Genomic DNA, 26,513 nt, shown 5'->3' on the forward strand with positions numbered 1-26,513 from the left:
CGTTGCCAAGCTCCCGAGGCAGTTACGACTTCGTCATTGTCGGCGGCGGGTCGGCGGGATGCGCGCTCGCCAACCGGCTGAGCGCCGACCCCGGCAACCGTGTCCTGGTGCTGGAGGCCGGGCGCCCCGACCACCTGTGGGACGTGTTCATCCACATGCCGGCGGCGCTGCCGTTCCCGATCGGCAGCCGTTTCTACGACTGGCGGTACGAGTCGGAGCCGGAGCCTCACATGGGCGGCCGCCGGATCTACCACGCGCGCGGCAAGGTCCTCGGCGGCTCCAGCAGCATCAACGGGATGATCTTCCAGCGCGGCAATCCCCTCGACTACGAGCGCTGGGCCGCCGATCCCGGCATGGAGACCTGGGACTACGCGCACTGCCTCCCCTACTTCAAGCGGATGGAGAACCGCCTCGCGGGCGGCGAGCTGCGCGGCGGCTCCGGGCCGCTGGTGCTGGAGACGGGCCCGGCCGCCAACCCCCTCTTCCAGGCGTTCTTCGACGCGGCTGAGCAGGCGGGCTTCTCCCGGACCGACGACGTCAACGGCTATCGGCAGGAAGGCTTCGGCCCGTTCGACCGCAACATCCACCGGGGCCGCAGGCTCAGCGCGGCGCGCGCCTACCTGCATCCGGTGGGGCACCGCCCCAACCTGACGGTGGCGACCGGCGCGTTCGTGCACCGCGTCCTCTTCGAAGGAAAACGGGCCGTGGGCGTGGAGTTCACGCGTGGACGCGGGCGCGGGCGAGGCCGCACATCGCCGCCGCTGCGGGTACGGGCAGGCGAGGTCATCCTCTGCGGCGGCGCCATCAACACCCCGCAGCTGCTGCAACTCTCCGGCGTCGGCAACGCGGCGGAGTTGCGCGCGCTCGGCATCGAGCCCGTCCAAGACCTTCCCGGCGTCGGCGAGAACCTCCAGGACCACCTTGAGGTCTACGTCCAGTACGCCTGCAAGCAACCCGTCTCGGTGGCTCCGGCACTCAAGATGTGGCGGCGGCCGTTCATCGGAGCGCAATGGCTCTTCCTGCGCTCGGGACCGGGGGCGACCAACCACTTCGAGGGTGGAGGCTTCGCCCGGAGCAACGACGAGGTCGCCTACCCCAACCTCATGTTCCACTTCCTGCCGATCGCCATCCGCTACGACGGCTCGTCACCGGCGGGCGGGCACGGCTACCAGGTGCACATCGGCCCGATGTACTCAGACGCCCGCGGCACCGTGAAGATCCGCTCCACCGACCCGCGTGAGCATCCCGCCCTGCGGTTCAACTACCTGTCCACCGGCCAGGACCGCCGCGAATGGGTCGAGGCCGTCCGCGTCGCCCGCGACATCCTCAACCAGCCGGCCCTGGCCCCCTTCAACGGAGGCGAGCTGTCGCCCGGGCCCGCCGTCGAGACCGGCGAGCAGATCCTCGAATGGGTCGCGAGCGACGGGGAGACCGCGCTGCACCCGTCCTGCACCGCTCGGATGGGGACGGACGCGAGGTCGGTAGTCGACCCGTCCACCATGCGGGTGCACGGGCTCGACGGCCTGCGCGCCGTGGACGCGTCGGTCATGCCCTACATCACCAACGGAAACATCTACGCCCCCGTCATGATGGTCGCGGAGAAGTCCGCCGACTTGATCCTCGGCGCCACCCCGCTCCCGCCGGAGCACGCCCGGTTCCACCGGCATCGCTGAGGTACCGTTCCCCAATGGGCAACAGTCCCGCCCCGGAGGGTCCCGGTCCCGTGACCGTGCAGTCGGTCGACCGGGCCGTCACCGTGCTGGAGATCCTCGCGCGGGAGGGCGAGGTCGGCGTCACCCAGATCGCCGCCGAGCTCGGCGTGCACAAGTCGACCGCGTTCCGGCTCGTCTCGGCGCTGGAGAACCGCGACCTCGTGGCGCAGGACACCGAGCGCGGCAAATACCGGCTGGGCCTCGGCATCGTCCGGCTGGCGGGCGCGACGACGGCGCGCATGGACGTCGTGCGGATCGGGCGGCCGGTGTGCCGCGAGCTCGCCGCGCAGATCGGCGAGACCGTCAACCTGACGCTGCTGTCGGGGCACGAGGTGCTGTACGTCGACCAGGTCGCTGGGCCGTCCGCGCTGCAGCCCAAGGACTGGGTGGGCCAGCGGCTGCCCGCCCACGCCACCTCGAACGGCAAGGTCCTGCTGGCGCACCTCTCGCCCGAACGGCTGGCCGATCATCTGGCCCGGCCGCTGGAGCGCCTCACCGATCGCACCATCACCGGACGCGGCGAGCTGGAGGCCGAGTTGCGGGCCGTGCGCGAGCGCGGATACGCGACCGCCGTCGACGAGCTGGAGTTCGGGCTCACCGCCATCGCCGCCCCCGTCCGCGACGCGGCCGACGAGGTCATCGCCACGGTCAGCGGCTCGGGGCCGAGCTTCCGGCTGCCGCCCGAGCGGGTCCCCGCGGTCGCCGCCGCCGTGCGCCGGGCGGGCGAGGAGATCTCGCGACGGCTCGGCTGGAGCTCTTGACGTGACTCGCCGTGCGGGGTTTCACTGTCGCCCATAGCAAGACTTGTTGCGGAATGAGCAACTGGTCGCGCGGATGGCGATGCGTGATCGACCCGAGGGGCGACGTGCCGGATCTCCATATCGGTGGGCGCTGGGCCGGCTCCGATACCGGAGACCGGCGCGAGATCGTCTGTCCCGCCGACGGCACGCCGGTCGCCACCGTGGACGAGGGCGGCCCCGCCGACGCCGCGGCCGCCGTGCTCGCCGCGCGCCGCGCCTTCGACGACGGGCCGTGGCCCGGCACCCCCGCCAAGGTTCGCGGCGCGCTGCTCATGCGGGTCGCCGAGATCCTGGAGCGCGACAGGTTCGAGATCGCCCGCGCCGAGTCGATGGACACCGGCAAGCGCGCGGTCGAGAGCGAGTACGACGTCGCCGACGTCATCGGGGTCTTCCGCTACTACGGCGGCCTCTGCATGTCCGGCGACCCCGGCCGCGTCGCCGACAACGGGCGGGACGACGTGGTCAGCCACGTGGTGCAGGAACCGGCCGGCGTGTGCGTGCTCATCACGCCGTGGAACTATCCGCTCCTGCAGACCTCCTGGAAGGTCGCCCCGGCGCTCGCCGCGGGCAACACGTTCGTCCTCAAGCCGAGCGAGCTGACCCCGTCCACGGCGATCCTGCTGATGCGGTCGCTGATCGAGGCGGGCCTGCCCGACGGCGTGGCCAACCTCGTCCTCGGCGCGGGCCCCGTGGTGGGCGCGCCGCTCGTCGAGCATCCGGCGGTCGACCTGGTCTCGTTCACCGGCGGCCTGGCCACCGGCCGCGCGGTGATGGCGGCGGCGGCCGGCACCGTCAAGAAGGTCGCGCTGGAGCTCGGCGGCAAGAACCCCAACATCGTCTTCGCCGATGCCGACCTCGACGCCGCGCTCGACATGGCGCTGACCGCCGTCTTCCTGCACTCGGGCCAGGTCTGCTCGGCGGGCGCGCGCCTGCTGGTCCACCGCGACCTGCGCGAGGCCTTCGTGGCCGAGCTCGCCGAGCGCGCCGACCGGATCCGGCTCGGCGGGCCGTTCGACCCGGACGCCGAGACCGGCCCGCTCATCTCCGCCGGGCACCTGGCCAAGGTGGAGGCGTACGTCGCCGCCGGGATGGCCGAGGGCGCGACGCTCCGCTGCGGCGGGCGGCGGCCGGACGATCCCGGGCTCCGGGACGGCTTCTACTACCGGCCGACGATCCTCGACGACTGTGTGAGCGGCATGCGGGTCGTCCAGGAGGAGTCGTTCGGCCCGGTGCTCACCGTCGAGACGTTCGTGACCGAGGACGAGGCCGTCGGGCTCGCCAACGACTCGATCTACGGCCTGGCGGGCGCCGTGTGGACCCGGGACGCCGACCTCGCCCGGCGGGTCGCGGCCCGGCTCCGGCTCGGCACCGTCTGGATCAACGACTACCACCCGTACGTCCCGCAGGCCGAGTGGGGCGGCTTCAAGCAGTCCGGCGTCGGGCGCGAGCTCGGCCCGGCGGGGCTCGCCGAATACCAGGAGACCAAGCACATCTGGCAGAACACGCGCCCGCGCCCCCAGCGCTGGTTCGGAGGCTGACCGCGCCCTGTCCCAGACCTCGACCCGATGGAGCGATATGACAGCCCCAAGTCCGGATAAAGCCGATTCCAGGACACCGGCCGTGACGACGCCACCGGGCGAGCCGATGATCTCGGTACGGGGACTGTGGAAGATCTTTGGGCCGAACGAGCACCGGATCATCGGAACACCCGACGCCGAGCTGTCCCGGGCCGAGCTCCGGGAAAAGACCGGCTGCACGGCGGCGGTCCGCGAGGTGGACTTCGAGGTGGCCCCGGGCGAGGTGTTCGTCGTCATGGGCCTGTCGGGCAGTGGCAAGTCCACGCTCGTCCGCTGCCTGGCCCGGCTCGTGGAGCCCACCGCGGGCGAGGTGTTCATCGGCGGCGACGACATGGCCCGCGCCTCGGCGCGCGAGCTCCGCGAGATCCGCCGCCACCGGATCGCGATGGTGTTCCAGCACTTCGGGCTGCTGCCGCACCGCCGGGTCATCGACAACGTCGCCTACGGTCTGGAGATCCAGGGCATCGGACGGGAGCGCCGGCACGCGCGGGCGCGGGAGATCCTCGGGCTGGTCGGCCTGGAGGGCTACGACGCCGCCTACCCCGAGGAGCTGTCGGGCGGCATGCAGCAGCGGGTCGGACTGGCGCGGGCGCTCGCGGTCGATCCCGACGTGCTGCTCTTCGACGAGCCGTTCAGCGCGCTCGACCCGCTCATCCGCCGCGACATGCAGAACGAGGTCATCCGGTTGCACCGGGAGGTCGGCAAGACCCTCGTGTTCATCACCCACGACCTGGCGGAGGCGCTCAAGCTCGGCGACCGGATCGCGATCATGCGGGACGGCGCGATCGTGCAGACCGGGACGCCCGAGCAGCTGGTGGGCGCGCCCGCCGACGGCTATGTCGCCGACTTCACCCGGGACATCGCCAAGGCGAACGTGCTGACGTTGCGCTGGCTGGCCCGCGAGGCCCGGCCGGGCGAGGGGGCGGCCGGGCCCGAGCTGCCGGGATCGACGCTGGTCCGGGACGCGGTCCGGCCGGTCCTGGAGGCGGACGGGCCGGTACGCGTCGTCACCGCCGGCGAGCTGGACGGCGTGGTCGACCGGGACGCCGTGCTCTCGGTCGTCGCGGAGGCGGACGGGAACGGGAACGGGGAGGGGCGGTGACCGGCGTCCAAGCGGTGCGGCGGCTGCCCGCCCGCCTCCCGCGCGGCGCCGCCGAAGCCGGGGCCGTCGTCCTCCTCGCCCTGCTCTACCTGGCGTTCCAGGACAAGTGGGTCTTGGCCCACGACGAGGAACACGGGACGTTCCGCTTCCTCACCGACGTGCGCGACTGGGTGGACGACAACCGAAACTCCAGCCCGATCTTCCTCTACCTGGTCAACTACATCCGGCTCGGCATCGGCGACCTCTTCGACACCCTCCAGTCGATCCTGGTGTTCGTGAGCTGGCCCGGTCTCACCGCGCTCGCCGGGGCGGCCGGGCTCGTCTTCGCGGGCTGGCGGACCGGCCTGCTGGCGGTCGCGGGCGTGCTGAGCTTCGGCGTGCTCGGGCTCTGGGACGAGAGCGTCGACACGCTGGCGCTCACCCTCACCGCCGTCCTGCTCTCGCTCGCGATCGGCGTTCCGCTGGGGGTGCTCGCGGGCCGTTCGGACCGGGTCCGCAACCTCTTCGCCCCGGTGCTCGACGTCATGCAGATCATGCCGGCGTTCGCCTACCTGGCGCCGCTGACGCTGTTCTTCCTGATCGGCCCGGCCGCCGCGACGGTCGTCACGATGATCTACGCCGTGCCCGCCACGATCCGGATCACCACGCTGGCCATCCGGAACGTGCCGGGCGAGACGGTCGAGGCGTCGGTGGCGCTCGGCTCGACCCGCTGGCAGACGCTCCGCAAGGTGCAGCTCCCGATGGCGCGGCCGACCCTCGCCCTCGCGGTGAACCAGACCATCATGATGGCGCTGTCGATGGTCGTGATCACCGCGCTGATCGACGGCCCCGGGCTCGGCGAGAACATCATCCAGGGCCTGGAACGCATCAACGTCGGCATGGCACTGGACGCCGGGCTCGCCGTCGTCGTCATGGCCATCGTCCTGGACCGGCTGACGATGGGCGCGAGCCGCCGGGCCGAGGCGATCCAGCACGCCGGGCAGGGCGGCGCCCCCGACCCGCGCGTCCGGCGTCTACTGCTGGCGGCGGGCGCGGCCATCGCGGTGATCGGCGTTGTCCTGGGCCGTGTCCTGGCGGCCGAGTTCCCTGCGGGGCTGGAGTTCCGGCTCGCCCCCTACGCCAACGACGCGGTCGAGTGGATGGAGAAGAACCTCTACTCGATGACCGACGCCATCAAGAACGCGGCGACCGAGGTGCTGCTCAACCCGCTCCAGGAGCTGCTCACCACGAGCCCGTGGTGGCTGATCGTCGCGGCGGTGATGGCGCTGGCCTGGCGGATCAGCGGGACGGTGCCCGCCCTGGTCGCGGGCGGCTGCCTGGTCGCGATCGCGGGCCTCGGCCAGTGGGAGCACAGCATGCAGACGCTGGCCTCCGTGCTCTTCGCCGTCGCCCTCACGCTGGTCATCGGCGTGGTCCTGGGCGTCGCGGCGGCACGGTCGCGGACGTACGCCGCCGTGCAGCGCCCGGTGCTCGACGCGGCCCAGACGATGCCCTCGTTCGTCTACCTGCTGCCCGCGCTGGCGCTGTTCGGCGCCGGGCGCTTCACCGCGATCGTCGCGGCCGTCATCTACGCGGTGCCGCCCGTCATCCGACTCGTCGAGGACGGGGTCCGGGGCGTCTCGCCGACCGTGGTCGAGGCGGCGACGGCGGCCGGGTCGACCCCGCGCCAGGTGCTCTGGAAGGTCCAGCTCCCCATGGCCCGGCGGGCGCTGCTGCTCGCCGCCAACCAGGGGATCGTCATGGTCCTGGCGATGGTGGTGGTGGGCGGCCTGGTCGGCGCGGGCGCGCTCGGCTACGACGTCGTGTCGGGCTTCTCCCAGCAGGAGGACTTCGGGATGGGCCTGGCTGCCGGGTTCGCGACCGTGCTGCTCGGCGTCATGCTCGACCGGATCACGCAGGGGGCGGGAGGTCGTTCCGAGGAGTTCCGAGCCGCGCACAAGGCCTGATCAGACGCACGGCCTGATCAGGCGCAGAAGGCCCGACCAGACGCAGAAGGCCCGACCAGAGGAGACGAGAACATGAAGCTGAGAAGGGTCGGCCCGGTCATCGCGGCCGGGCTCGCGCTGGGACTGTCGCTGGCCGGGTGCGGCGGCGCGAAGGTCGAGGAGAAGGGCGGCGGGAGCGGGGGCGGCGGAGGCGTCGTCAACATCGCCATCAACCCCTGGGTGGGGTACGAGGCGTCCGCCGCCGTCGTCGCCCACCTGCTGGAGAAGGAGCTCGGCTACAAGGTCCAGAAGAAGAACCTCAAGGAGGAGGTCGCCTGGCAGGGCTTCGAGTCCGGCGAGGTCGACGTCATCATCGAGAACTGGGGCCATCCGGACCTGAAGAAGAAGTACATCGAGCAGAAGAAGGTCGCCGCCGTCGCCGGATCGACCGGCAACAAGGGCGTCATCGGCTGGTACGTCCCGTCGTGGATGGAGACCAAGTACCCCGGCGTCACCGACTGGAAGAACCTCAACAAGTACGCCTCGGTCTTCAAGACCTCCGAGTCGGGCGGCAAGGGGCAGCTGCTGTTCGGCGACCCCTCCTACGTGAGCAACGAGAAGGCGCTCATCACCAACCTCAAGCTCGACTACAAGGTGGTCGTGGGCGGCAGCGAGGCGACGCTCATCAAGTCCGCGCAGCAGTCCGAGGCGCAGCAGAAGCCGCTGCTCTTCTACTTCTGGGACCCGCACTGGCTGTTCTCGAAGATGAAGCTCTCCCGGGTCAAGCTGCCCGCCTACACCGAGGGCTGCGACGCCGACCCCAAGAAGGTGGCGTGCGACTACCCGGAGATGGATCTCGACAAGATCGTCAGCTCGAAGTTCGCGACCTCGGGGGGCAAGGCCTACCAGCTCGTCAAGAACTTCAGCTGGACCAACGAGGACCAGAACGGCGTCGCCAACGACATGACCAACAACTCGATGACGGCGGAGCAGGCGGCGAAGAAGTGGGTCGAGGCCAACAAGGCCAAGTGGCAGGCGTGGATCCCCAAGTGATCCGTCCCTAGGAGGTGCTCGTGGCTCAGCCCCGCGTGGTCGTGATCGGAGCCGGGATCGTCGGATGCGCCACCGCCGACGAGCTGACCCGGCGCGGCTGGACCGGCGTGACCGTCCTGGACCGGGGACCGCTGTACGAGACCGGGGGATCGACGTCCCACGCCCCCGGCCTCGTCTTCCAGGTCAACCCGGTCAAGGCGATGACGGAGTTCGCCGCGTACACCGTCGCGAAGTACTCCGGGCTCGGCGCGTTCGACCAGGTCGGCGGGGTGGAGCTGGCGTGCACGCCGGAGCGGCTCGCCGAGCTGCACCGGCGGCGGGGCTGGGCCGCCGCGTGGGGCGTCGGCGCGCGGGTCGTCGAACCGGACGAGTGCGCGCGGCTGCATCCGCTGGTCGATCCGGAACGGGTGCTGGGCGGGCTGCACGTGCCGTCCGACGGGATGGCGCGCGCCGTGGACGCGGCGGCGCTCCAGGCGGCGGCCGCGCAAGAGCGGGGCGCGGTCTTCAAAGGCGGGCATGAGGTCGTCGACCTCGTGGTGAAGGGCGGCCGGATAACGGGCGTCGTCACGTCCGAGGGAGAGATACCGGCCGATCTCGTGGTGTGCTGCGCCGGAATCTGGGGCCCGAAGGTCGCGCGGATGGCGGGCGTGGCGCTGCCGCTGACCCCGGTCGCCCACCAGCTGGCGTTCACGAATCCGCTCGCCCGCCTCGCGCGTCCCGGCGGCGCGGACGCGGACCGGGAGATCCGGCACCCGATCCTGCGCCATCAGGGCGCCGACCTCTACTTCCGCGAACGGTTCGACCGGCTGGCCATCGGCAACTACGGCCACCGGCCGCTGCCGGCCGACCCGGAGAAGCTGGCGGCGAACGCGATGGCGGCGTTCACCGAGGACGATTTCGCCGAGGCGTGGCAGGAGACGCGGCGGCTCTTCCCGGCGGCGCGCGAGGCGAAGATCGAGGAGGGCTTCAACGGGCTCTTCTCGTTCACCCCGGACAACCTCCCGCTGCTCGGCCCGTCCCGTGCCGTGGACGGGCTGTGGTTCGCCGAGGCGGTCTGGATCACGCACTCGGCGGGCGTCGGCCGCGCGGTCGCCGAGTGGATCACCGGCGAACGGCCCGTCACCCCGCCGCGCGAATGCGATGTCGGGCGGTTCGAAGAGCACCAGCGCGGTCCCGCCTACGTGCTCGCCCGCGACTGCCAGAACTACGTCGAGGTCTATGACATCATCCATCCCCTCCAGCCCATGGAGGACCCGAGACCGTTGCGGACCAGCCCGTTTTACTCGCGGCAGCAGGAGCTCGGCGGGGTCTTCCTTGAGGCGGCTGGATGGGAGCGCCCGCAGTGGTACGAGTCCAACGCGCCGCTGCTCGAAGGCCGCGAGATCCACGAGCCGGGCGAATGGGCGGCGCGCTACTGGTCGCCGATCGTCGGCGCCGAGGCGCAGATCACGCGGGAACGGGTCGCGCTGTACGACATGACGGCGCTCAAACGGATCGAGGTGACCGGGCCGGGCGCGCAGGCGTTCCTGAGCGGCGTGACCACCGGACGGCTCGATCGTGGCGTCGGCGCCGTCACCTACTGCCTGATGCTCGACGAGCACGGCCGCGTGCTGAGCGACATCACGGTGGCGCGGCTGGGGGAGCGGGAGTTCCAGATCGGCGCCAACTCCGTGCTCGACGCGGACCGGCTGGCCCGGCTCGCGCCGGCGGACGTGGTCGTGCGGGACGTCACGGCCGGCACGTGCTGCGTGGGCGTCTGGGGGCCGCGGGCGCGCGACCTCGTCCAGCCGTTGACCGAGGACGACTTCTCCAACAAGGCGTTCCGCTACTTCCGCTGCCGCCGGACCTACGTGGGGATGGTGCCGGTGGCCGCCCTGCGGGTGTCGTACGTGGGGGAGCTGGGCTGGGAGCTGTCGTGCCCGGCCGACATGGGGCTGAAGCTCTGGGACACCCTGTGGGCCGCCGGTCAGGAGCACGGGGTCATCGCCGGAGGGCGCGGCGCGTTCAACAGCCTGCGCCTGGAGAAGGGCTACCGCTCGTACGGCGTGGACATGACGAGCGAGCACGATCCCTACGAGGCGGGGCTCGGCTTCGCCGTCCGGGACGTGGACCCCGGCCGGGCGGCGCCGAAGCGCCTGCTCACCTGCCTCACCCTCGACGAGGTGGTCATGGGCAAGGAACCCGTGTACGCGAAGGGTGCCCCCGTCGGCTATGTCACGAGCGCCGCCTGGGGGTACACGATCGGACGGTGCGTCGCCTACGCCTGGCTGCCGAGCGCCCTCGCGGCGCCCGGCACCACCGTGGAGATCGGCTACTTCGACCGGCGGATCCCCGCCACCGTGGCGGCGGAGCCGCTGTTCGACCCCGGAATGGAGCGCCTGCGTGGATAGACCGTTCGAGCATCCCGACTTCCTGTGGGAGGACCGCCCCCCGAACGGCACGTACGACGTGGTCATCGTCGGCGCGGGCGGGCACGGCCTCGCCACCGCCCACTACCTGGCCGCGCGGCACGGCGTCACGAACGTGGCGGTGCTGGAACGCGGCTGGCTCGCCGGCGGCAACATGGCCCGCAACACCACGATCATCCGGTCCAACTACCTCTGGGACGAGAGCGCGGCGATCTACGAGCACTCGCTCAAGCTGTGGGAGGGCCTGGCGGACGAGCTCGGCTACGACATCCTGTTCAGCCAGCGCGGCGTGCTCAACCTGGCGCACAGCCTGCCCGACGTGCGCGAAGGCGTGCGGCGCGTCAACGCCAACCGCCTGAACGGGGTCGACGCCGAGTGGCTGACCCCCGACGACATCAAGAAGCTCGTCCCGATCCTCAACACTAGCGACACGCTCCGCTTCCCCGTCCTGGGCGGCACGTTCCAGCCGCGCGGCGGGATCGCCCGGCACGACCACGTCGCCTGGGGCTTCGCGCGCGCCGCCCACGAACGCGGCGTCCACCTCATCCAGAACTGCGAGGTCACCGGCTTCCGGCGGGCACCGGACGGCGCGGTCACCGGCGTCGAGACCTCCCGGGGCGTCATCGGCGCCGGGCGGGTGGCGCTGTGCGCCGCCGGGCACACGTCCGTGCTCGCGGCCATGCTCGGCATCCGGCTTCCCCTCCAGAGCCATCCGTTGCAGGCACTGGTGTCGGAACTGCTGGAGCAGGTCCTCGACACGGTCGTCATGTCGAACGCCGTCCACGTCTATGTGAGCCAGGCGCACAAGGGCGAGCTCGTCATGGGCGCGGGCGTCGACGCGTTCAACGGCTACGGCCAGCGCGGCTCGTTCCACGTGATCGAGCAGCAGATCGCGGCGGCCGTCGAGCTCTTCCCGACCTTCGAACGGGCGCACGTGCTGCGGACCTGGGGCGGGATCGTGGACATCACCCCGGACGCCTCGCCGATCATCGGCCCGACGCCCGTCGAGAACGTCTTCGTCAACTGCGGCTGGGGGACCGGCGGCTTCAAGGCCACGCCCGGCGCGGGGGACGTCTACGCCGACACGATCGTGAACGGCCGCCCGCACGAGCTGGCGGAACCGTTCGGGCTGGAGCGCTTCACCACAGGCGCGCTCATCGACGAACACGGCGCCGCCGCCGTGGCGCACTGAAGGGGGACATCGATGTTGCTGATTCCGTGCCCGTGGTGCGGCGACCGGCCGGAGACGGAGTTCCGGTACGGAGGGCAGGCGCATGTCGTCTTCCCGTCCGATCCGGAGGCGCTGGACGACGTGGCCTGGGCCGACTACCTCTTCATGCGCGACAACCCCAAGGGCCGGTTCGAAGAGAGGTGGGTGCACACGGCGGGCTGCCGCCGCTGGGTCGACGTGGCCAGGGACACGGTCACCTACGAGTTCCTCCCGGAGACGCCCTCATCGGAGACGCCCGCATGACCGGCCCGTTCCGTACCCCTGCGGGCGGCTCCCGCATCGACCGCTCGCGCACGTTGACCTTCACGTTCGACGGAGTCGCCTACGAGGCGCACCCGGGTGACACCCTCGCCTCCGCGCTGCTGGCCCACGGCGTGCGGATCGTGGCGCGCGGGCCCTACAGCGGCCGTCCGCGCGGCGTCTACAGCGCCGGCGCGGAGGAGCCGAACGCGTTCGTCCAGGTCGAGGCCGGTCCCGGCGAGCCGATGGTGCGCGCCACCGGCCTGGAGGTGTACGACGGCCTGCGCGCGGTGTCGCTCGCCGGCCGCGGCCGCCTCATCGACCGTCCCGACCCGAGCCGCTACGACAAGACGTACGCCCACTGCGACGTGCTGGTGGTCGGCGGCGGCCCGGCGGGGATCGCCGCCGCCCGCGCGGCCGCCGCGTTCGGGGCGCGGGTCATCCTCGCCGACGACCAGCCGGAGCTGAGCGGCGAGATCCAGCGCTACCAGGACCTCACCGTCCTGACCCGCACCACGGTCACCGGCTACCACGACCATGACCTCCTCGTCGCCGTCGAACGGCGCGCCGACCACCTGGGCGACGACGCGCCGCCGTACATGGCCCGCCGGCGTCTCTGGCACATCCGCGCGCAGCGGACCGTGCTCGCCACGGGCGTGCTCGAACGGCCGATGCTCTTCCCGGACAACGACCGCCCCGGGGTCATGCTGGCCGGGGCCGCGGTGTCCTACGCCGAGCGCTACGGCGTGCTCCCGGGCCGCCGCGCGGTGGTCTTCGCGGCCCACGACGGCGCCCTCGACTCCGCGGCGGCCCTGGAGGCGGCGGGCATCGAGATCGCCCGGATCGTGGACGCGCGTGCCGGGCTGGCCGTCGACGGCACCGAGGCCGATGAGGACGGGGTCCTGCGCGCCGCGCTCATCGGAGGCGAGCGCGTGCCCTGCGACCTCCTCGCCGTCTCCGGCGGCTGGAGCCCGAACCTGGGCCTCTACACGCAGGCCGGCGGCCGGACACGCTGGTCCGACGAGCGCGCCGCGTTCATCCCCGACGGGGGAGGGCGCGGCGACATCGAAGTCGCCGGAGCGGCGCTGGGCGTCGTCGGCCGCGCCGCCGAGCACGTCCCCGGCCACGACACCGCACGCGTGTACGTCGATCTCCAGCGGGACGCCACTCTCGCGGACGTTCGGCGGGCGACCGGGGCGGGCCTCACCTCCGGCGAGCACGTCAAGCGCTACACCACGATCGGCACCGCCGCCGACCAGGGCCGCACGTCGGGCGTCATCACCGCCCGCCTTCTGGGCGAGCAGACCACGACCCAGCGCCCCCCGATCGAGCCGATCTCGTTCGCCCTGCTCGCCGGGCGAGACCGTGGCGACCTCCTAGCCCCGGCTCGGCGGACACCGATGCACGGCTGGCACGAGGAGCACGGCGCGGTCTTCGAGGATGTCGGCGACTGGAAGCGTCCCTGGTACTACCCCCGCGGCGGCGAGTCGATGGAGGAGGCGGTCCTGCGCGAATGCCGGGCGGCCCGGGAGTCCGTCGCCGCCCTCGACGCGTCCACGCTCGGCAAGGTCGATGTCCAGGGCCCGGACGCCGCCGAGTTCCTCGACCGGATCTACACCGGCCGCTTCGCCGCCCTGCGCGCCGGCCGCTGCCGCTACGGCGTCATGTGCGGCACCGACGGGATGATCTTCGACGACGGGGTGGTGGCGCGGCTGGGTCCCGACCACTTCCACCTGACGACGACCACGGGCAACGCCGCGCTCGTCCTCGACTGGCTGGAGGAGTGGCTGCACGAGTGGCCTGACCTCTGCGTGCGCTGCACGTCGGTCACCGACCAGTGGGCCACCGTCGCCCTCGTCGGCCCCCGTTCCCGGGACGCCCTCCAGACCCTCACGACCCTTCCGGAGCCCTTCCCGTTCATGGCGGTCCGTCCGGCGGTGGTCGCCGGAATCCCCGCCCGCGTCTTCCGGATCAGCTTCAGCGGCGAGCTCGCGTACGAGATCAACGTCCCGTCCTGGCACGGCCTGACCCTCTGGGAAGCGGTGATCAACGCCGGCGCCACCCCCTACGGCACCGAGACCATGCACGTCCTGCGGGCCGAGAAGGGCTACATCATCGCGGGCCAGGAGACCGACGGCACGGTCACGCCCCTGGACGCGGGCCTGGCCTGGGCGGTCGCCGCCGAGGGCGACTGGCTCGGCCGCCGCTCCCTGCGCCGTCCCGACACCATCCGCCCCGACCGCAAGCAGCTGGTGGGCCTGCGCCCACTCGACCAGTCCCACGTCCTGACCGAAGGCTCCCAGCTCGTCGCCGCTCCGGAGGCGACCACCATGCAGGGCCACGTGACCTCCGCCTACAGGGGCACGGTCGGCTCGTTCGCCCTGGCCCTCCTGGCCAATGGGACCAGCCGCCTCGGCGAACGCATCTACGCGGTCGACTCCACCAGGGCCATCCCTGTGGAGGTCACCGATCCTGTCGCCTACGACAAGGAGGGGAGCCGCCGTGACGGCGATGCCTAGAAGCGCGATCGAGCATCTCTCAGGCGCCCTGGCCCGCACCGGAGGTCCCGTCCGCCTGCGCGAGCTACCGTTCCCCGCCCAGGTGGAGCTCCGCCTGGACGACGAGGACGCCGACTCGTTCGGCCCCCGGGTGGGCCAGTTCCTCTCCTGCGATGTCCCCGCACCCCACCGGGCCACGGGCAGGGGCGATCCGCACGTCCTCTGGATGGGGCCGGGCTGGTATCTGATCGTCGACCACCAGAATCGCGCCCCCGGCCTCGTGGCCGGGCTGCGCTCGGCGATCGGCGGCGACTGCGGCGGTGCCTGCGGCTCGGCCGTGGACGTCTCCGCCGCCCGCACCGTCCTGGAGCTCAGCGGGCCCGCCGCCCATGAGGTCCTCCGCCACGGCTGCGCCCTGGATCTGCACCCCCGCGCCTTCGCCCCCGGCACCTGCGCCCAGACGAACCTCGCCCAGGCCCAGGTGGTCCTGCACCAAACCGCGCCTCGCGACTACCGCATCTTCGTTCGCGCGTCCTATGCCGACTACCTGACGCGCTGGCTCCTGGACGCCATGACCGAACACCTCGCCCGGGCATGACGATGCCCGTGGCGGGCGGCGGCCGTCAGGCCGTGCCCGCCACGGGCATCATCGGCGATTCAGGTCAGGCGGGAACGATGTTCTCGGCCTGGAGACCCTTCTGGCCCTGGGTGACGTCGAACGACACCTTCTGGCCTTCCTGGAGCTCACGGAAGCCCTGGGAGGCGATGTTCGAGTAGTGGGCGAAGACGTCAGGGCCTCCGCCGTCCTGCTCGATGAAGCCGAAGCCCTTTTCCGAGTTGAACCACTTGACAGTACCGGTGGCCATAGCCATCTCCTTCTGGATAGGCCTCGAACCCACCCCTTGTGGGCACGAGGACGCCGCGACCGCCCATCCGGAAGATCCAGAAAAACAAAAAGCGCCTGAGGAGGAACCGTCAGGCGCACACAACAATGTTTATGGGAACCGCAACGCACACACGGTAGCACACGTCCGGGCCGCCGTGGTCAACTTGCTCCCGATGGCAAAATTCAAGGTCAGGTGCCGGGGAAATGCACCGGAATCCGCCTCGGTGGCGCATACTGGGGAGCGATGAAACCCTCCCGATCAGCCAAACGGCGACACCTGCCGACCAGCCCCTTCAAGCCTCCGCTCCCGGCGCCGCCGGTCAAGGAGTTCGAGCTGGGCGACCAGGTGACTCATGACAAGCACGGTCTTGGACGCGTTCTCGAGGTCGAGGGGCAAGCCGTCCTCGTTGACTTCGGCACGGTGAAGGCGCGCATCATCGCGCCCTACGCCAAGCTCTTCAAGCTCTGATCCGTCCCGGACCCACCAGGCCCGCGTCCCCGAGGGGCACGGGCCGGCTCCGCCCATTCCCGCACCCTCCGGCGCCCGGACCCACCGGCCGCCGGACGAGCCGACGTACCCTCCAACGAACCGACACGTCCGGACGTTCCCACGCGCCCGGACGAGCCGACGCATTCCGACAGGGCTGCGCATCCTGACAAGCCCGCGCACCTCGGCAAGCCCGCGCATCGCGGTGGGCTAGCGCATCTCCGCGGTCCGGTCGGCCGCGCGGCGTTCCTCGGCGAGCTCGATCAGCGTCGCCGCCATGCCCGCGAACAGCGCGAGGTTGCGCGTGACCGAGGCGCTGAGCGGCAGATCGCCGGGACGGCCGACCACCGCCAGCACGCCGCGGGTGGCCTCGCCCGTCTCCAGCGGCAGCAGCAGGATGGGCCCGGCCGGCAGCCCGGTCAGGGCCTGGTCCACGGCGACCCGTGCCGACAGCGCCCGGCGGGTGGCGAACACCCGGCCGATCATCGAGCGGCCGCGGCGGACCGTGAGGCCGAGGACACGATCGCCGTCGTCGCCGACGGCGATCTCCACGCGCAGGAGGTTCGGGTCGTCCTGGGGCAGCGCGATGAAGGCCAGCCGGGCCCGGGCCATGGCGCGGGCGTTCGTCGCGACCCGCCCCAGCACGTCCGTCAGGCCGGCGCCGTCCAGGATCACCGACATCAGCTCGAACGACGCCGCGAGCCGCTCGGGGTCGCCAGAGCTCCACGTCCGTCCCGCGGGGGCCCACTTGACCGGCGCGACCTCGTCGCCTGCCACCTCGTCGTTCCACATCTTCTGGACCACCTGGGCTCTCTCGGGAGTGGAACCGGCCGCGGTCATGCCGCGGTCGAACGGGTGCCGGCGCCAGGCGAGATCGCCTCGCGCACCGAGCGGCGGATGGTGAACGCGCGCTTGAGGCCGGTGAGGCTCAGGAGCCGTTCCAGCTGGGGCCGGGGGGCCGCGAGGACGATCGAGACGTCGTGCGGCCGTGTCCGGCGGCGCGCGCCGACCAGCAGGGCCAGGCCCGACACGTCGCAGAACGTCACGCCCGAGAGGTCGATGACCACCAGGGGGCCGGGGTCGCGCAGCGCGGCGTAGAGCGGGCCCCGCAGGTCCGGGGTGGACGCGATGTCGAGCTCGCCGCGGATTCCGATGAGGACGTGCCCGGGCGCGCGTTCGAGCGTCATCCCGGCTTCGTCCCGCGCCGGATGGTCGGTCATGCCGGATCTCCGATCCAGGGTCGGACGGTCGTCGGCGGCGCCGACGTGGCGGGGGACGTGGTGCTCACCGCGGAGCCGGCCGGACCGGTGCCCGGCGTCGAAGCTGGTACTGCGGCGGCATGGGCGCCGGACCTGTCCGGGCCCCGCGCGGGGCCCACGGAGTGGGGAACCGGGGCGACGCCGGCTTTGCTGCCCGCATCTGGAAACCCTCGGTCGACACGAGTGTACGCCTTCAACTGCGCTCGCGCCCGGTCACGATCGCCGCACGACGCGGTCAGGTGCCGTCTTCTCCCAGTTCGCCGGCGAGTTCGGCGGCGTCCCTGCGATCGGCCCGCGCCGCCCGGCGGTGGTGCGCGGCCTGGCGCTGGTGGTGCGCGGCGTCGCCGTGGCCGTCGCGGAGCGCGCTCTCGTGCCGGGCCGCCGCGGCCGCGTGGCCGGCCGCCGCCTCGGGGTCGAGCTCCGGCCGCCGCAGGTCGCGGCGGCGGCGTTCGAGCTGCTCCGTGCGGGCGGCCGCCTCCGCCGCGCGCTGGGCGGCGGCGCTGCCGCGTGCCACGCGCTCGTCGGTCCCGCCGAACTGAACGGGCTCCACCTCGTCCGCCGGGACCCGGGCGCGCCGGTTCAGGGACTTGTGGCGGCGCCGGGCCGCTTCGGCGTCGCGTAGATCCAGCGTGCTGGCGATCTGCTCGTAGTTCATGCCGAGCTCGAGCGCCCTGTCGAAGAGCCCGGCTTCCAGCTTGTCGACGTCGAGGCGTACGGCGGCCAGCAGGAGCAGCGCGGCTCCCACGTCCATGGCGTCCGCTTCAGGAGGATCCTCGGATTCCTCCTGAGACCCTTGCGCGGTGTCGGTGTCGTCCCCTCGCGCAGCCTTGAGGACCTGGGTGATGGCGTCCAGGTCGTGCATCGGATGTTTGTGCATCTCCCAGAGCACGGCGGCCACCCCCGTCGCGTAGCGGGACGTGAGATGGTGGCGTGCCGCGCGGACCATGTCCGGGTCTGGTGTGGGCAGCTCGGCCATGAGTCCAGTGAAACCAATGAGCGGCCCCGGAGTCGAGCCCGCGGGGCGAGAACGGGCCGGCGCGGCGTGATCTTGACCGGTTGATCTGTTCAGAATTGAACCTTCAGCGTCACTCATACGTATCCCCCTGTGACAGGGGAGTAATCGAACGCCGCACACGGAGGTATGAGGTTCATGGTGATGGAGTCCGCATCGCAGGTGGAGAAGGCGGAGCAGGAGGCCACCGCGGCACCGGACAAGGGCAACACCCGGCGCGGGGTCCTCATCGGGGTCGGGCTCGCCGGCGCCGCGGGAGTGGTCGCGGCCTGCGGCGGGTCCGATGACTCGGGCGATTCGGGCGGCGACGCCGGGCAGCAGTCGCCGGCGGCCGGCACCGGTGGCGGCGGGGCGGCGCTGGCACAGGCGAGCGAGATCCCGGTGGGCGGTGGCAAGGTCTTCAAGGACCAGAAGATCGTCGTCGTCCAGCCGGCGCAGGGCCAGTTCAAGGCGTTCAGCGCGATCTGCACGCACAAGAAGTGCCCGGTCGACGAGGTCGCCGGCGGCACGATCAACTGCCCGTGCCACGGCAGCAAGTTCAAGATCACGGACGGCTCGGTGGCCGCCGGCCCGGCGAAGGACCCGCTGGAGGAGAAGCAGGTCACGGTCGCCGACGGGCAGATCAAGCTCGCCTGACGCCGGTTCGCCCGGTGCGCCCGCTCGCGCGGGGCGCCCGGCGTGCCCGGACGCGCGGATCCCGGGCCCCTCCGTCAGCCATCGGCGTGGGTGAGGAGGGGCTCGGGAAGTTCCGTGCGGAACTTGGGCAACGCGTGCGGATGGTTCTCGCGAATGTAGCGCACCAGGTGCTCGCGCACGTCGCAGCGCAGATCCCAGGCACTGGCGGAGTCGGCCGCGCTCATCAGGGCGCGCACCTGCACCAGCCCGTTCGGGAGGACGTCGGTGACCTCCAGCACCCATTCGCGGCGGTCCCACAGCGGGTTGTCGCGCAGGTAGGAGTAGACCTCGGTGCGAAGCTCCTCCACCGGCACCGACCAGTCCACGTGCATGAGCACGGTTCCCATGACCCTGCTGGAGTGGCGGGTCCAGTTCTCGAACGGCTGCTCGGTGAAGTAGGAGACGGGCAGGATCAGCCGCCGGTCGTCCCAGAGGTGTACCACGACGTACGACAGGGTGAGCTCCTCGACGCGGCCCCACTGCCCCTGGACGACCACCACGTCGTCAAGGCGCAGCGCGTCGCTGAACGCCAGCTGCAGCCCGGCGAACAGGTTGCCCAGCGTCGGCCGGGCCGCGATGCCGACGACCAGCCCGGCGACACCGGCCGAGGCGAGCACTCCGGCCCCCAGGGCCCGCACCGCCGGGAACGTGAACAGCGCCGCGCCGATCGCGAGGATCACCACCACGACCGCCGCGATCCGGCGGAGCAGCATCATCTGGGTGCGCGCCCGGCGGGCCCGGCGGTTGCGCTCACCCTCGATGCGGGTCAGCCGGTTCAGTGCCGGATCGGTGAGCGCGTAGGAGATCCGCAGCAGCAGCCAGGTGGCGGCGCCGATCGCCGCGATCCGCATCCCGTGCCGGACCACTCCGCTCGCCCCGTCGCCGAGCAGTTCGTACGGCATGGCGGCGTTCGCGCTGACCACGGCGGCGGTGGCGAAGGCGGGCGCGGTGCAGCGGCGCGCGACGGCGCCGACGGCGGGCCACCGCCGCGAATGCCGGCCGGCCAGCAGCCGGCGGCCGCCCTCCACCACGATCACCGAGGTGGTGACGGCTATCGCCAGAATGATCCAGGACCAGAGCGCGGACACGTCCGGACGACCTCCCTTGATCTTGATCGCGGCCTGGGCGTCATCCGGGTGTCCCTTTCCGATCTTCGCGGGGCCGAATCGAGATTTGGATCACCCCGTGAGACCTGGGTCACATCGGGGCCATCGCGGCGGCGGCGGGCGGAGACGGATGACGATCGTGGCCGGAGGCGGGCGGAGGCCCGCTCACGCGTACTCTGTCGGCGGCGCCCACTAGGCTTTGTGGCGTGGCAGATCCGGCGACCTACCGACCCGCCCCGGGGTCCATCCCAGACTCGCCGGGGGTGTACCGCTTCCGCGACGAGCACGGGCGGGTCATCTACGTGGGCAAGGCCAAGAGCCTGCGCTCCCGGCTCAACTCCTACTTCGCCGACTTCGCCGGGCTCCACCCCCGCACGCAGACGATGGTGCAGACCGCCGCCCGCGTCGACTGGACGGTCGTCGGCACCGAGGTCGAGGCCCTCCAGCTCGAATACTCCTGGATCAAGGAGTTCGACCCCCGGTTCAACGTCCGTTACCGCGACGACAAGTCCTATCCGTATCTGGCCGTCACCCTCGACGAGGAGTTTCCGAGGGTGATGGTGATGCGGGGCGCCAAGCGCAAGGGCGTGCGTTACTTCGGTCCCTATTCCCACGCGTGGGCGATCAGGGAGACCGTCGACCAGCTGCTGCGCGTGTTCCCCGTGCGCACCTGCCGCCCGGGCGTGTTCAAGCGGCAGCACCAGCTCGACCGGCCCTGCCTGCTCGGCTACATCGACAAGTGCTCGGCGCCGTGCGTGGGGCGGGTGACGCCCGAGGAGCACCGGCTCCTCGCCGAGGACTTCGGCGACTTCATGGCGGGCAACACCGGCCGGTTCATCAAGCGGCTCGAACGCGACATGCGCGAGGCCGCCGCGTCCCAGGAGTACGAGCGCGCCGCGCGGCTGCGCGACGACATCCGCGCCCTCGAACGCGCGCTGGAGAAGCAGACCGTCGTGCTCGGCGACACGACCGACTGCGACATGATCGCCCTCTTCGAGGACGAGCTCGAGGCGGCCGTCCAGGTCTTCTACGTGCGGGGCGGGCGCATCCGCGGCCAGCGCGGCTGGGTCGTCGACAAGGTCGAGGCCGTCACCACCGGCGACCTCGTCGAGGACTTCCTCATCCAGATCTACAGCGAGAGCGACTCGGTGCCGCGCGAGGTGCTGGTCCCGGCGCTGCCGCCGGACGAGGAGGCCATGACCGAGCTGCTGAGCGAGCAGCGCGGCGGCCCCGTCCGCCTGCGGGTGCCCCGGCGCGGCGACAAGAAGGCGCTGCTCGAGACGGTGCAGCGCAACGCGATGGAGGCGCTCAAGCAGCACAAGACGCGCCGGGCCAGCGACCTGACCACCCGCAGCAAGGCGCTGCAGGAGATCCAGGAGGCCCTCGACCTGGACGAGGCGCCGCTGCGGATCGAGTGCTACGACGTCTCCAACCTGCAGGGCACCAACGTGGTCGCCTCCATGGTGGTGTTCGAGGACGGGCTCGCCCGCAAGAGCGAGTACCGCCGCTTCACCATCAAGGCGGTCGAGGGGCAGGACGACGTCCGGTCCATCCACGAGGTGATCAGCCGCCGGTTCAAGCGCTACCTCGCCGAGAGCGAGAAGATGGGCGAGCTCGACTCCCTCGGCGACCCCGAGGCGGGCGCGGAGGCAGGGCCGGCGGAGGGCGCGGCAGGTGACGCGGAGCCCCGCCCGGACGAGAGCGCGGCGCACCAGCCGATCGATCCCGAGACGGGCCGTCCGCGCAAGTTCGCCTACCCGCCCAACCTGGTCCTCGTCGACGGCGGCCCGCCGCAGGTCGCGGCGGCGCAGCGGGCGCTCGACGAGCTCGGCATCGACGACATCGACGTCTGCGGCATCGCCAAGCGGCTGGAGGAGATCTGGCTGCCCGGCGACGACGACCCGGTGATCCTGCCGCGCAACAGCGAGAGTATGTACCTCGTCCAGCGGCTGCGGGACGAGGCGCACCGGTTCGCGATCAATTTCCACCGCCAGAAACGTTCCAAGACGATGACGGCGAGCGAGCTCGACAACGTTCCCGGTCTGGGCCCGGCACGCCGCAAGGCCCTGCTGAAACATTTCGGCTCGCTCAAGCGCTTGAAGGAAGCGACGCCCGAGCAGATCGCCGAGGTGCCGGGCATCGGGCTGCGCAGCGGCGCGCAGATCGCCGCCGCGCTCGGGGGAGCGCCGGTCCCGGGCGGGTCCGCGACAGCGGCGATCGGTGAACGCGCGGGCGCGGCCGACGACGAGCACAGGGCCGACGACAGGGGGGAGCCGACATGACCGCCGAGACACGGGTCCCGGACATCGTCATCGTCACCGGCATGTCCGGGGCGGGCCGCAGCACGGCCGCCAAGTCGCTGGAGGACCTCGACTGGTTCGTGGTCGACAACCTCCCGCCGGGGCTGCTGGCGACCATGGCCGACCTGGGCGGCCGGGTCAAGGACGCGGTGCCGCGCATCGCCGTCGTGGTCGACGTGCGCAGCCGCGCCTTCACCGCCGACCTGCACTCCTCGATCGAGGACCTCGAGGCCCGCGGCGTCCACCCTCGCGTGGTGTTCCTGGAGGCGTCCGACGCCGCCCTGGTGCGCCGCTTCGAGAGCGTGCGGCGGCCCCACCCGCTGCAGGGCGACGGCACCCTCACCGACGGCATCGCCCGCGAGCGCGAGCGGGTCCGCGAGGTGCGCGCCGAGGCAGACCTGGTGCTCGACACCAGCGACCTGAACGTGCACCAGCTGCGCGCCAAGATCGTCGGCTTCTTCGGCAACGACACCGGCGAGTCCCGGCTGCGCGCCACCGTGCTCTCGTTCGGCTACAAGTACGGCCTGCCGGTCGACGCCGACCTCGTCGTCGACTGCCGCTTCCTGCCCAACCCCCACTGGGTGCCCGAGCTGCGCCCCCAGACCGGCCGCGACGCCCCGGTCCGCGACTACGTCCTGGGGCAGCGCGGCGCCAAGGAGTTCCTCGACGCCTACACCGAGGTCCTGCGGCTGCTGACCGACGGCTACGAGCGCGAGGGCAAGCACTACGTCACGCTCGCCGTGGGATGCACGGGCGGCAAACACCGTAGTGTGGCCATGGCAGAACAGCTCGCCGTCCGGCTGCGGGACGAGGGCATCGAGGTTCAGGTCGCCCATCGTGATCTCGGTCGTGAGTGAGCGTTCCGATCAGGTACGGCACGAGGAGACGAGCGGCACGGTGAACCCCCCTGGGCCCAAGGTCGTCGCGCTCGGCGGGGGCCACGGCCTCTACGCGTCGTTGTCGGCGCTGCGCCATGTGACCGACCGGCTGACCGCCGTGGTGACGGTCGCCGACGACGGCGGCTCCAGCGGCCGGCTGCGCAAGGAGCTCGGTGTGCTGCCGCCCGGCGACCTGCGGATGGCGCTGGCCGCGCTCTGCGGCGACGACGAGTGGGGCCAGACCTGGCGCGACGTCGTGCAGCACCGCTTCCGCAGCCAGGGCGACCTGCACGACCACGCCGTCGGCAACCTGCTGATCGTCGCGCTCTGGGAGCTGCTGGGCGCCGAGGCCGCCGTCGAGGGGCTCGACTGGGTGGGCCGCCTGCTCGGCGCCCAGGGCCGGGTCCTGCCGATGGCGTCGGTGCCGATGGACATCGTCGCCGAGGTGCGCGGCGCCGATCCGGCCCGTCCCGACGACATCTCCAGGGTCAAGGGCCAGGTGGCGTGCGCCAAGACGCCCGGCACGGTGCTCAGCGTGTCCCTCGTGCCGACCGACCCGCCCGCGTGCCCGGAGGCGCTGCGGGCGGTGGAGGAGGCCGACTGGGTGGTGTTCGGGCCGGGCTCCTGGTTCACCAGCGTGCTCCCGCACCTGAAGGTCCCCGAGCTCGCCCGGGCCCTGACCGAGACCCGCGCCCGGCGGATCGTCGCCTTGAACCTGGTGCCGCAGCCCGGGGAGACCGACGACTTCTCGCCGCAGACCCATCTCGAGGTGCTGCAGGCGCACGCCCCCGGCCTCCGGGTCGACGTCGTCCTCGCCGACCGGGGTGTCGTCGACGACACCGCCGCCCTCGACAAGGCCGTCCAGGCCCTCGGCGGCGCCCTGGTGCTCGCCGACGTCGCCGCGCCGGACGGGTCGCCACGTCATGATCCCACCCTGCTGGCCCAAGCCTTCGTACAGATATTCGCTGACTGACAACCGCGGGGGCCGCGATCGGCCAGACTGCAGGAAGTTCATTAGGGGGAGGGTTCATCTATGGCGATGACCGGGTTGGTGAAGGACGAGCTGAGCAGGCTGTCCGTCATGAAGCCGTGTTGCCGCAAGGCCGAGGTGTCGACGCTGCTGCGCTTCGCCGGCGGCCTGCATCTGGTCAGCGGGCGCATCGTGATCGAGGCGGAGATCGACACCGGGTCCGCCGCCCGGCGGCTGCGCAAGGACATCGCCGAGGTGTTCGGGCACACGTCGGACGTGGTGGTGCTCGCGCCCAGCGGCCTGCGCAAGGGCAACCGCTACGTCGTACGCGTGTTCCGGGACGGTGAGTCCCTGGCGCGCCAGACGGGCCTGATCGACAACAACGGGCGGCCCGTGCGCGGGCTGCCCCGGCACGTGGTGTCGGGGGCGGCCTGCGACGCCGAGTCGGCCTGGCGCGGCGCGTTCCTCGCGCACGGCTCGCTCACCGAGCCGGGCCGCTCCATGTCACTCGAAGTGACCTGCCCGGGCCCCGAGGCCGCGCTGGCGCTGGTCGGCGCCGCCCGCCGGCTCAAGATCCACGCCAAGGCGCGCGAGGTCCGCGGCGTCGACCGGGTCGTGGTGCGCGACGGCGACGCCATCAGCGCGCTGCTCACCCGGCTCGGCGCGCACGACAGCGTGCTGGCCTGGGAAGAGCGGCGGATGCGCCGCGAGGTCCGCGCCACCGCCAACCGGCTGGCCAACTTCGACGACGCCAACCTGCGCCGCTCGGCCCGCGCCGCCGTCGCCGCCGGCGCCCGCGTCGCCCGCGCCCTGGAGATCCTCGGCGACGACGCTCCCGAGCACCTCGTCAACGCGGGCCGCCTGCGCCTGGAGCACAAGCAGGCCTCGCTGGAAGAGCTGGGCCAGCTCGCCGACCCGCCGCTCACGAAGGACGCGATCGCGGGCCGTATAAGGCGTCTGCTGGCGATGGCCGACAAGCGCGCCCAAGACCAGGGCGTTCCGGGCACCGAGGCCAACCTCACCGCCGACATGCTGAATTCATAGCTCTTACGGCCTCGGGCCCTCGCCTGGCGGCTCGGACCCGAACCGCAAAAGCGGCGACTGCGACATCGCTTCGCGATCTTCGCGCGGAGCTTCGCTGGCGCTCGCTCCGGCTCAGGTAGCGCAGTCGCGTGCGGATGCGGGTCGGCGGGCCGGGTCCCTCGGGCGGGGGAGGGGGAATCCCTCGGTAGATCACACCCGACCGGTGGCGATGCGGGGGGCCGGGGTTCGGTAGGGTCGCTGATGGAAGGGCCCTTGCGGTCCCTTCCCAGCAAGCTGGACATCGACGTACGAGGAGTGGCGTTCCGTGACCATCCGAGTAGGCATCAACGGGTTCGGCCGCATCGGCCGCAACTTCTTCCGCGCGATCAAGGCGAGCGGGGCCGACATCGAGGTCGTGGCGGTCAACGACCTGACCGACAACCAGACGCTGGCCACGCTGCTCAAGTACGACAGCATCCTGGGCCGGTTCCCGGAGGAGGTCACCGCGACCGCCGACGAGATCATCGTGGGCGGCAAGGCGATCAAGGCGTTCGAGGAGCGCGACCCGGGGGCCCTCAAGTGGGGTGACCTGGGCGTCGACATCGTCGTCGAGTCGACCGGCTTCTTCACCGACGCCACCAAGGCCAAGGTGCACGCCGACAACGGCGCCAAGAAGGTCATCATCTCGGCGCCGGCCAAGAACGAGGACATCACCCTCGTCCTGGGCGCCAACGAGGACAAGTACGACCCGGCGGCCCACACGGTCATCTCCAACGCGTCCTGCACCACCAACTGCCTGGCTCCGCTGGCCAAGGTGCTGCACGACAACTTCGTCATCGAGAAGGGCCTGATGACGACGATCCACGCCTACACCCAGGACCAGAACCTCCAGGACGCCCCGCACAAGGACCTGCGTCGCGCCCGCGCGGCCGCGCTCAACGTCGTGCCGACGTCGACCGGCGCCGCGAAGGCCATCGGCCTGGTGCTGCCCGAGCTCAACGGCAAGCTCGACGGCTACGCGCTGCGCGTCCCGGTGCCGACCGGCTCGGCCACCGACCTGACCGCCACCCTGGGCCAGGAGGTCACGGTGGACGAGGTCAACGCCGCGTTCAAGGCCGCCGCCGAGGGACCGCTCAAGGGCTACCTGACCTACACCGAGGACCCGATCGTCTCCTCGGACATCGTCACCGACCCGGCCTCCTGCATCTTCGACTCCGGGCTGACCAAGGTCATCGGCAACCAGGTGAAGGTCGTCGGCTGGTACGACAACGAGTGGGGCTACTCCAACCGCCTCGTCGACCTCGTCAAGCTCGTCGGCTCCAGCCTCTGACAGCGCCCGTTCCGCCGTGATCATGCGTCCGCGTGATCACG

The 26,513-nt window shown here is 71.7% G+C and carries 23 protein-coding genes; 18 read left to right on the top strand and 5 right to left on the bottom strand.

The window, feature by feature from the left end; all coding sequences use genetic code 11:
* Positions 1–2: 2 nt before the first annotated feature.
* The 11 genes from betA to ACGFNU_RS18685 all read left to right on the top strand — a co-directional run bounded on the left by betA (position 3) and on the right by ACGFNU_RS18685 (position 15,144).
* Positions 3–1,673, top strand: coding sequence for a choline dehydrogenase (gene betA, locus ACGFNU_RS18635; RefSeq protein WP_392595096.1), 1,671 nt, complete (start codon positions 3–5; stop codon positions 1,671–1,673).
* Between the two features lie 14 nt (positions 1,674–1,687).
* Positions 1,688–2,473 (top strand): IclR family transcriptional regulator, encoded by a 786-nt coding sequence (locus ACGFNU_RS18640; protein ID WP_392595098.1) that lies wholly within the window; start codon positions 1,688–1,690, stop codon positions 2,471–2,473.
* A gap of 104 nt (positions 2,474–2,577) precedes the next feature.
* Positions 2,578–4,050, top strand: a complete 1,473-nt coding sequence (locus tag ACGFNU_RS18645; RefSeq protein WP_392596462.1) for an aldehyde dehydrogenase family protein — start codon at positions 2,578–2,580, stop codon at positions 4,048–4,050.
* A 37-nt stretch (positions 4,051–4,087) separates the two neighbouring features.
* Positions 4,088–5,191 carry a glycine betaine/L-proline ABC transporter ATP-binding protein gene (locus ACGFNU_RS18650; RefSeq protein ID WP_392595100.1) on the top strand — a complete coding sequence of 368 codons (1,104 nt, stop codon included), beginning with the start codon at positions 4,088–4,090 and terminating at the stop codon, positions 5,189–5,191.
* Positions 5,188–7,137: an ABC transporter permease gene (locus tag ACGFNU_RS18655; RefSeq protein ID WP_392595102.1), complete on the top strand. Its 1,950-nt coding sequence runs from the start codon at positions 5,188–5,190 to the stop codon at positions 7,135–7,137. The genes ACGFNU_RS18650 and ACGFNU_RS18655 overlap by 4 nt, the downstream gene beginning before the upstream one ends.
* 72 nt (positions 7,138–7,209) lie before the next feature.
* Positions 7,210–8,169 (top strand): ABC transporter substrate-binding protein, encoded by a 960-nt coding sequence (locus ACGFNU_RS18660; RefSeq protein WP_392595103.1) that lies wholly within the window; start codon positions 7,210–7,212, stop codon positions 8,167–8,169.
* A 20-nt stretch (positions 8,170–8,189) separates the two neighbouring features.
* Entirely contained in the window at positions 8,190–10,559 is a 2,370-nt protein-coding gene (locus ACGFNU_RS18665; protein WP_392595105.1) for an FAD-dependent oxidoreductase, read from the top strand.
* The gene (locus ACGFNU_RS18670) at positions 10,552–11,769 is read left to right on the top strand and encodes a sarcosine oxidase subunit beta family protein (protein ID WP_392595107.1); all 1,218 of its coding nucleotides are present in this window, start codon (positions 10,552–10,554) and stop codon (positions 11,767–11,769) included. Before ACGFNU_RS18665 ends, ACGFNU_RS18670 begins: the two co-directional genes overlap by 8 nt.
* A 12-nt stretch (positions 11,770–11,781) precedes the next feature.
* Entirely contained in the window at positions 11,782–12,051 is a 270-nt protein-coding gene (locus ACGFNU_RS18675) for a sarcosine oxidase subunit delta (RefSeq protein WP_392595108.1), read from the top strand.
* Positions 12,048–14,567 carry a 2Fe-2S iron-sulfur cluster-binding protein gene (locus tag ACGFNU_RS18680; protein ID WP_392595110.1) on the top strand — a complete coding sequence of 840 codons (2,520 nt, stop codon included), beginning with the start codon at positions 12,048–12,050 and terminating at the stop codon, positions 14,565–14,567. Before ACGFNU_RS18675 ends, ACGFNU_RS18680 begins: the two co-directional genes overlap by 4 nt.
* Entirely contained in the window at positions 14,560–15,144 is a 585-nt protein-coding gene (locus tag ACGFNU_RS18685) for a sarcosine oxidase subunit gamma (RefSeq protein WP_392596464.1), read from the top strand. Before ACGFNU_RS18680 ends, ACGFNU_RS18685 begins: the two co-directional genes overlap by 8 nt.
* Positions 15,145–15,208: 64 nt before the next feature.
* Here ACGFNU_RS18685 and ACGFNU_RS18690 read toward each other — a convergent pair whose 3' ends face one another.
* Complete coding sequence (locus tag ACGFNU_RS18690; protein ID WP_392595112.1) at positions 15,209–15,412, bottom strand: cold-shock protein; 204 nt, start codon at positions 15,410–15,412, stop codon at positions 15,209–15,211.
* Between the two features lie 264 nt (positions 15,413–15,676).
* On the opposite strand from ACGFNU_RS18690, the gene ACGFNU_RS18695 reads away from it, so the two are divergent.
* Positions 15,677–15,901, top strand: a complete 225-nt coding sequence (locus ACGFNU_RS18695) for a hypothetical protein (RefSeq protein ID WP_392595114.1) — start codon at positions 15,677–15,679, stop codon at positions 15,899–15,901.
* 228 nt (positions 15,902–16,129) lie between these two features.
* On the opposite strand, the gene ACGFNU_RS18700 is transcribed toward ACGFNU_RS18695, so the two are convergent.
* The 3 genes from ACGFNU_RS18700 to ACGFNU_RS18710 form a co-directional block, all read right to left on the bottom strand.
* Positions 16,130–16,759, bottom strand: a complete 630-nt coding sequence (locus ACGFNU_RS18700; RefSeq protein ID WP_392595115.1) for a GAF domain-containing protein — start codon at positions 16,757–16,759, stop codon at positions 16,130–16,132.
* Positions 16,756–17,139, bottom strand: a complete 384-nt coding sequence (locus ACGFNU_RS18705; RefSeq protein ID WP_392595116.1) for an STAS domain-containing protein — start codon at positions 17,137–17,139, stop codon at positions 16,756–16,758. Before ACGFNU_RS18705 ends, ACGFNU_RS18700 begins: the two co-directional genes overlap by 4 nt.
* A 274-nt stretch (positions 17,140–17,413) precedes the next feature.
* A complete protein-coding gene (locus ACGFNU_RS18710) occupies positions 17,414–18,154 on the bottom strand; it encodes a hypothetical protein (protein ID WP_392595118.1) in 741 nt (246 codons plus the stop codon).
* A gap of 180 nt (positions 18,155–18,334) precedes the next feature.
* Here ACGFNU_RS18710 and ACGFNU_RS18715 point away from each other — a divergent pair, with 180 nt between their 5' ends.
* Positions 18,335–18,826 (top strand): Rieske (2Fe-2S) protein, encoded by a 492-nt coding sequence (locus ACGFNU_RS18715; RefSeq protein WP_392595119.1) that lies wholly within the window; start codon positions 18,335–18,337, stop codon positions 18,824–18,826.
* 74 nt (positions 18,827–18,900) lie between these two features.
* Here the strand turns inward: ACGFNU_RS18715 and ACGFNU_RS18720 are convergent, their stop codons facing one another.
* Positions 18,901–19,953: a mechanosensitive ion channel family protein gene (locus tag ACGFNU_RS18720; protein ID WP_392595121.1), complete on the bottom strand. Its 1,053-nt coding sequence runs from the start codon at positions 19,951–19,953 to the stop codon at positions 18,901–18,903.
* 224 nt (positions 19,954–20,177) lie between these two features.
* On the opposite strand from ACGFNU_RS18720, the gene uvrC reads away from it, so the two are divergent.
* The 5 genes from uvrC to gap all read left to right on the top strand — a co-directional run bounded on the left by uvrC (position 20,178) and on the right by gap (position 26,472).
* Positions 20,178–22,253: an excinuclease ABC subunit UvrC gene (gene uvrC / locus ACGFNU_RS18725; protein WP_392595123.1), complete on the top strand. Its 2,076-nt coding sequence runs from the start codon at positions 20,178–20,180 to the stop codon at positions 22,251–22,253.
* On the top strand, positions 22,250–23,128 hold the full coding sequence (gene rapZ / locus ACGFNU_RS18730) for an RNase adapter RapZ (RefSeq protein ID WP_392595124.1): 879 nt from the start codon (positions 22,250–22,252) through the stop codon (positions 23,126–23,128). The genes uvrC and rapZ overlap by 4 nt, the downstream gene beginning before the upstream one ends.
* 40 nt (positions 23,129–23,168) lie before the next feature.
* Positions 23,169–24,122, top strand: a complete 954-nt coding sequence (gene yvcK / locus ACGFNU_RS18735; protein WP_392596465.1) for a uridine diphosphate-N-acetylglucosamine-binding protein YvcK — start codon at positions 23,169–23,171, stop codon at positions 24,120–24,122.
* Between the two features lie 60 nt (positions 24,123–24,182).
* On the top strand, positions 24,183–25,163 hold the full coding sequence (gene whiA, locus ACGFNU_RS18740) for a DNA-binding protein WhiA (protein ID WP_392595126.1): 981 nt from the start codon (positions 24,183–24,185) through the stop codon (positions 25,161–25,163).
* A 304-nt stretch (positions 25,164–25,467) separates the two neighbouring features.
* Entirely contained in the window at positions 25,468–26,472 is a 1,005-nt protein-coding gene (gap, locus tag ACGFNU_RS18745; RefSeq protein ID WP_392595128.1) for a type I glyceraldehyde-3-phosphate dehydrogenase, read from the top strand.
* Positions 26,473–26,513: the final 41 nt, after the last annotated feature.

Source organism: Spirillospora sp. NPDC048911 (assembly GCF_043198015.1).
In the GTDB taxonomy this organism is placed as follows: domain Bacteria; phylum Actinomycetota; class Actinomycetes; order Streptosporangiales; family Streptosporangiaceae; genus Spirillospora.

Coding starts and splice junctions, on each gene's coding strand:
- ACGFNU_RS18640 (WP_392595098.1), top strand. CDS start 1,688: ATGGGCAACAGTCCCGCCCCGGAGGGTCCCGGTCCCGTGACCGTGCAG.
- ACGFNU_RS18650 (WP_392595100.1), top strand. CDS start 4,088: ATGACAGCCCCAAGTCCGGATAAAGCCGATTCCAGGACACCGGCCGTG.
- ACGFNU_RS18660 (WP_392595103.1), top strand. CDS start 7,210: ATGAAGCTGAGAAGGGTCGGCCCGGTCATCGCGGCCGGGCTCGCGCTG.
- ACGFNU_RS18675 (WP_392595108.1), top strand. CDS start 11,782: ATGTTGCTGATTCCGTGCCCGTGGTGCGGCGACCGGCCGGAGACGGAG.
- ACGFNU_RS18680 (WP_392595110.1), top strand. CDS start 12,048: ATGACCGGCCCGTTCCGTACCCCTGCGGGCGGCTCCCGCATCGACCGC.
- ACGFNU_RS18685 (WP_392596464.1), top strand. CDS start 14,560: ATGCCTAGAAGCGCGATCGAGCATCTCTCAGGCGCCCTGGCCCGCACC.
- ACGFNU_RS18690 (WP_392595112.1), bottom strand. CDS start 15,412: ATGGCCACCGGTACTGTCAAGTGGTTCAACTCGGAAAAGGGCTTCGGC.
- ACGFNU_RS18695 (WP_392595114.1), top strand. CDS start 15,677: ATGAAACCCTCCCGATCAGCCAAACGGCGACACCTGCCGACCAGCCCC.
- ACGFNU_RS18700 (WP_392595115.1), bottom strand. CDS start 16,759: ATGACCGCGGCCGGTTCCACTCCCGAGAGAGCCCAGGTGGTCCAGAAG.
- ACGFNU_RS18705 (WP_392595116.1), bottom strand. CDS start 17,139: ATGACCGACCATCCGGCGCGGGACGAAGCCGGGATGACGCTCGAACGC.
- ACGFNU_RS18710 (WP_392595118.1), bottom strand. CDS start 18,154: ATGGCCGAGCTGCCCACACCAGACCCGGACATGGTCCGCGCGGCACGC.
- ACGFNU_RS18715 (WP_392595119.1), top strand. CDS start 18,335: ATGGAGTCCGCATCGCAGGTGGAGAAGGCGGAGCAGGAGGCCACCGCG.
- rapZ (WP_392595124.1), top strand. CDS start 22,250: ATGACCGCCGAGACACGGGTCCCGGACATCGTCATCGTCACCGGCATG.
- whiA (WP_392595126.1), top strand. CDS start 24,183: ATGGCGATGACCGGGTTGGTGAAGGACGAGCTGAGCAGGCTGTCCGTC.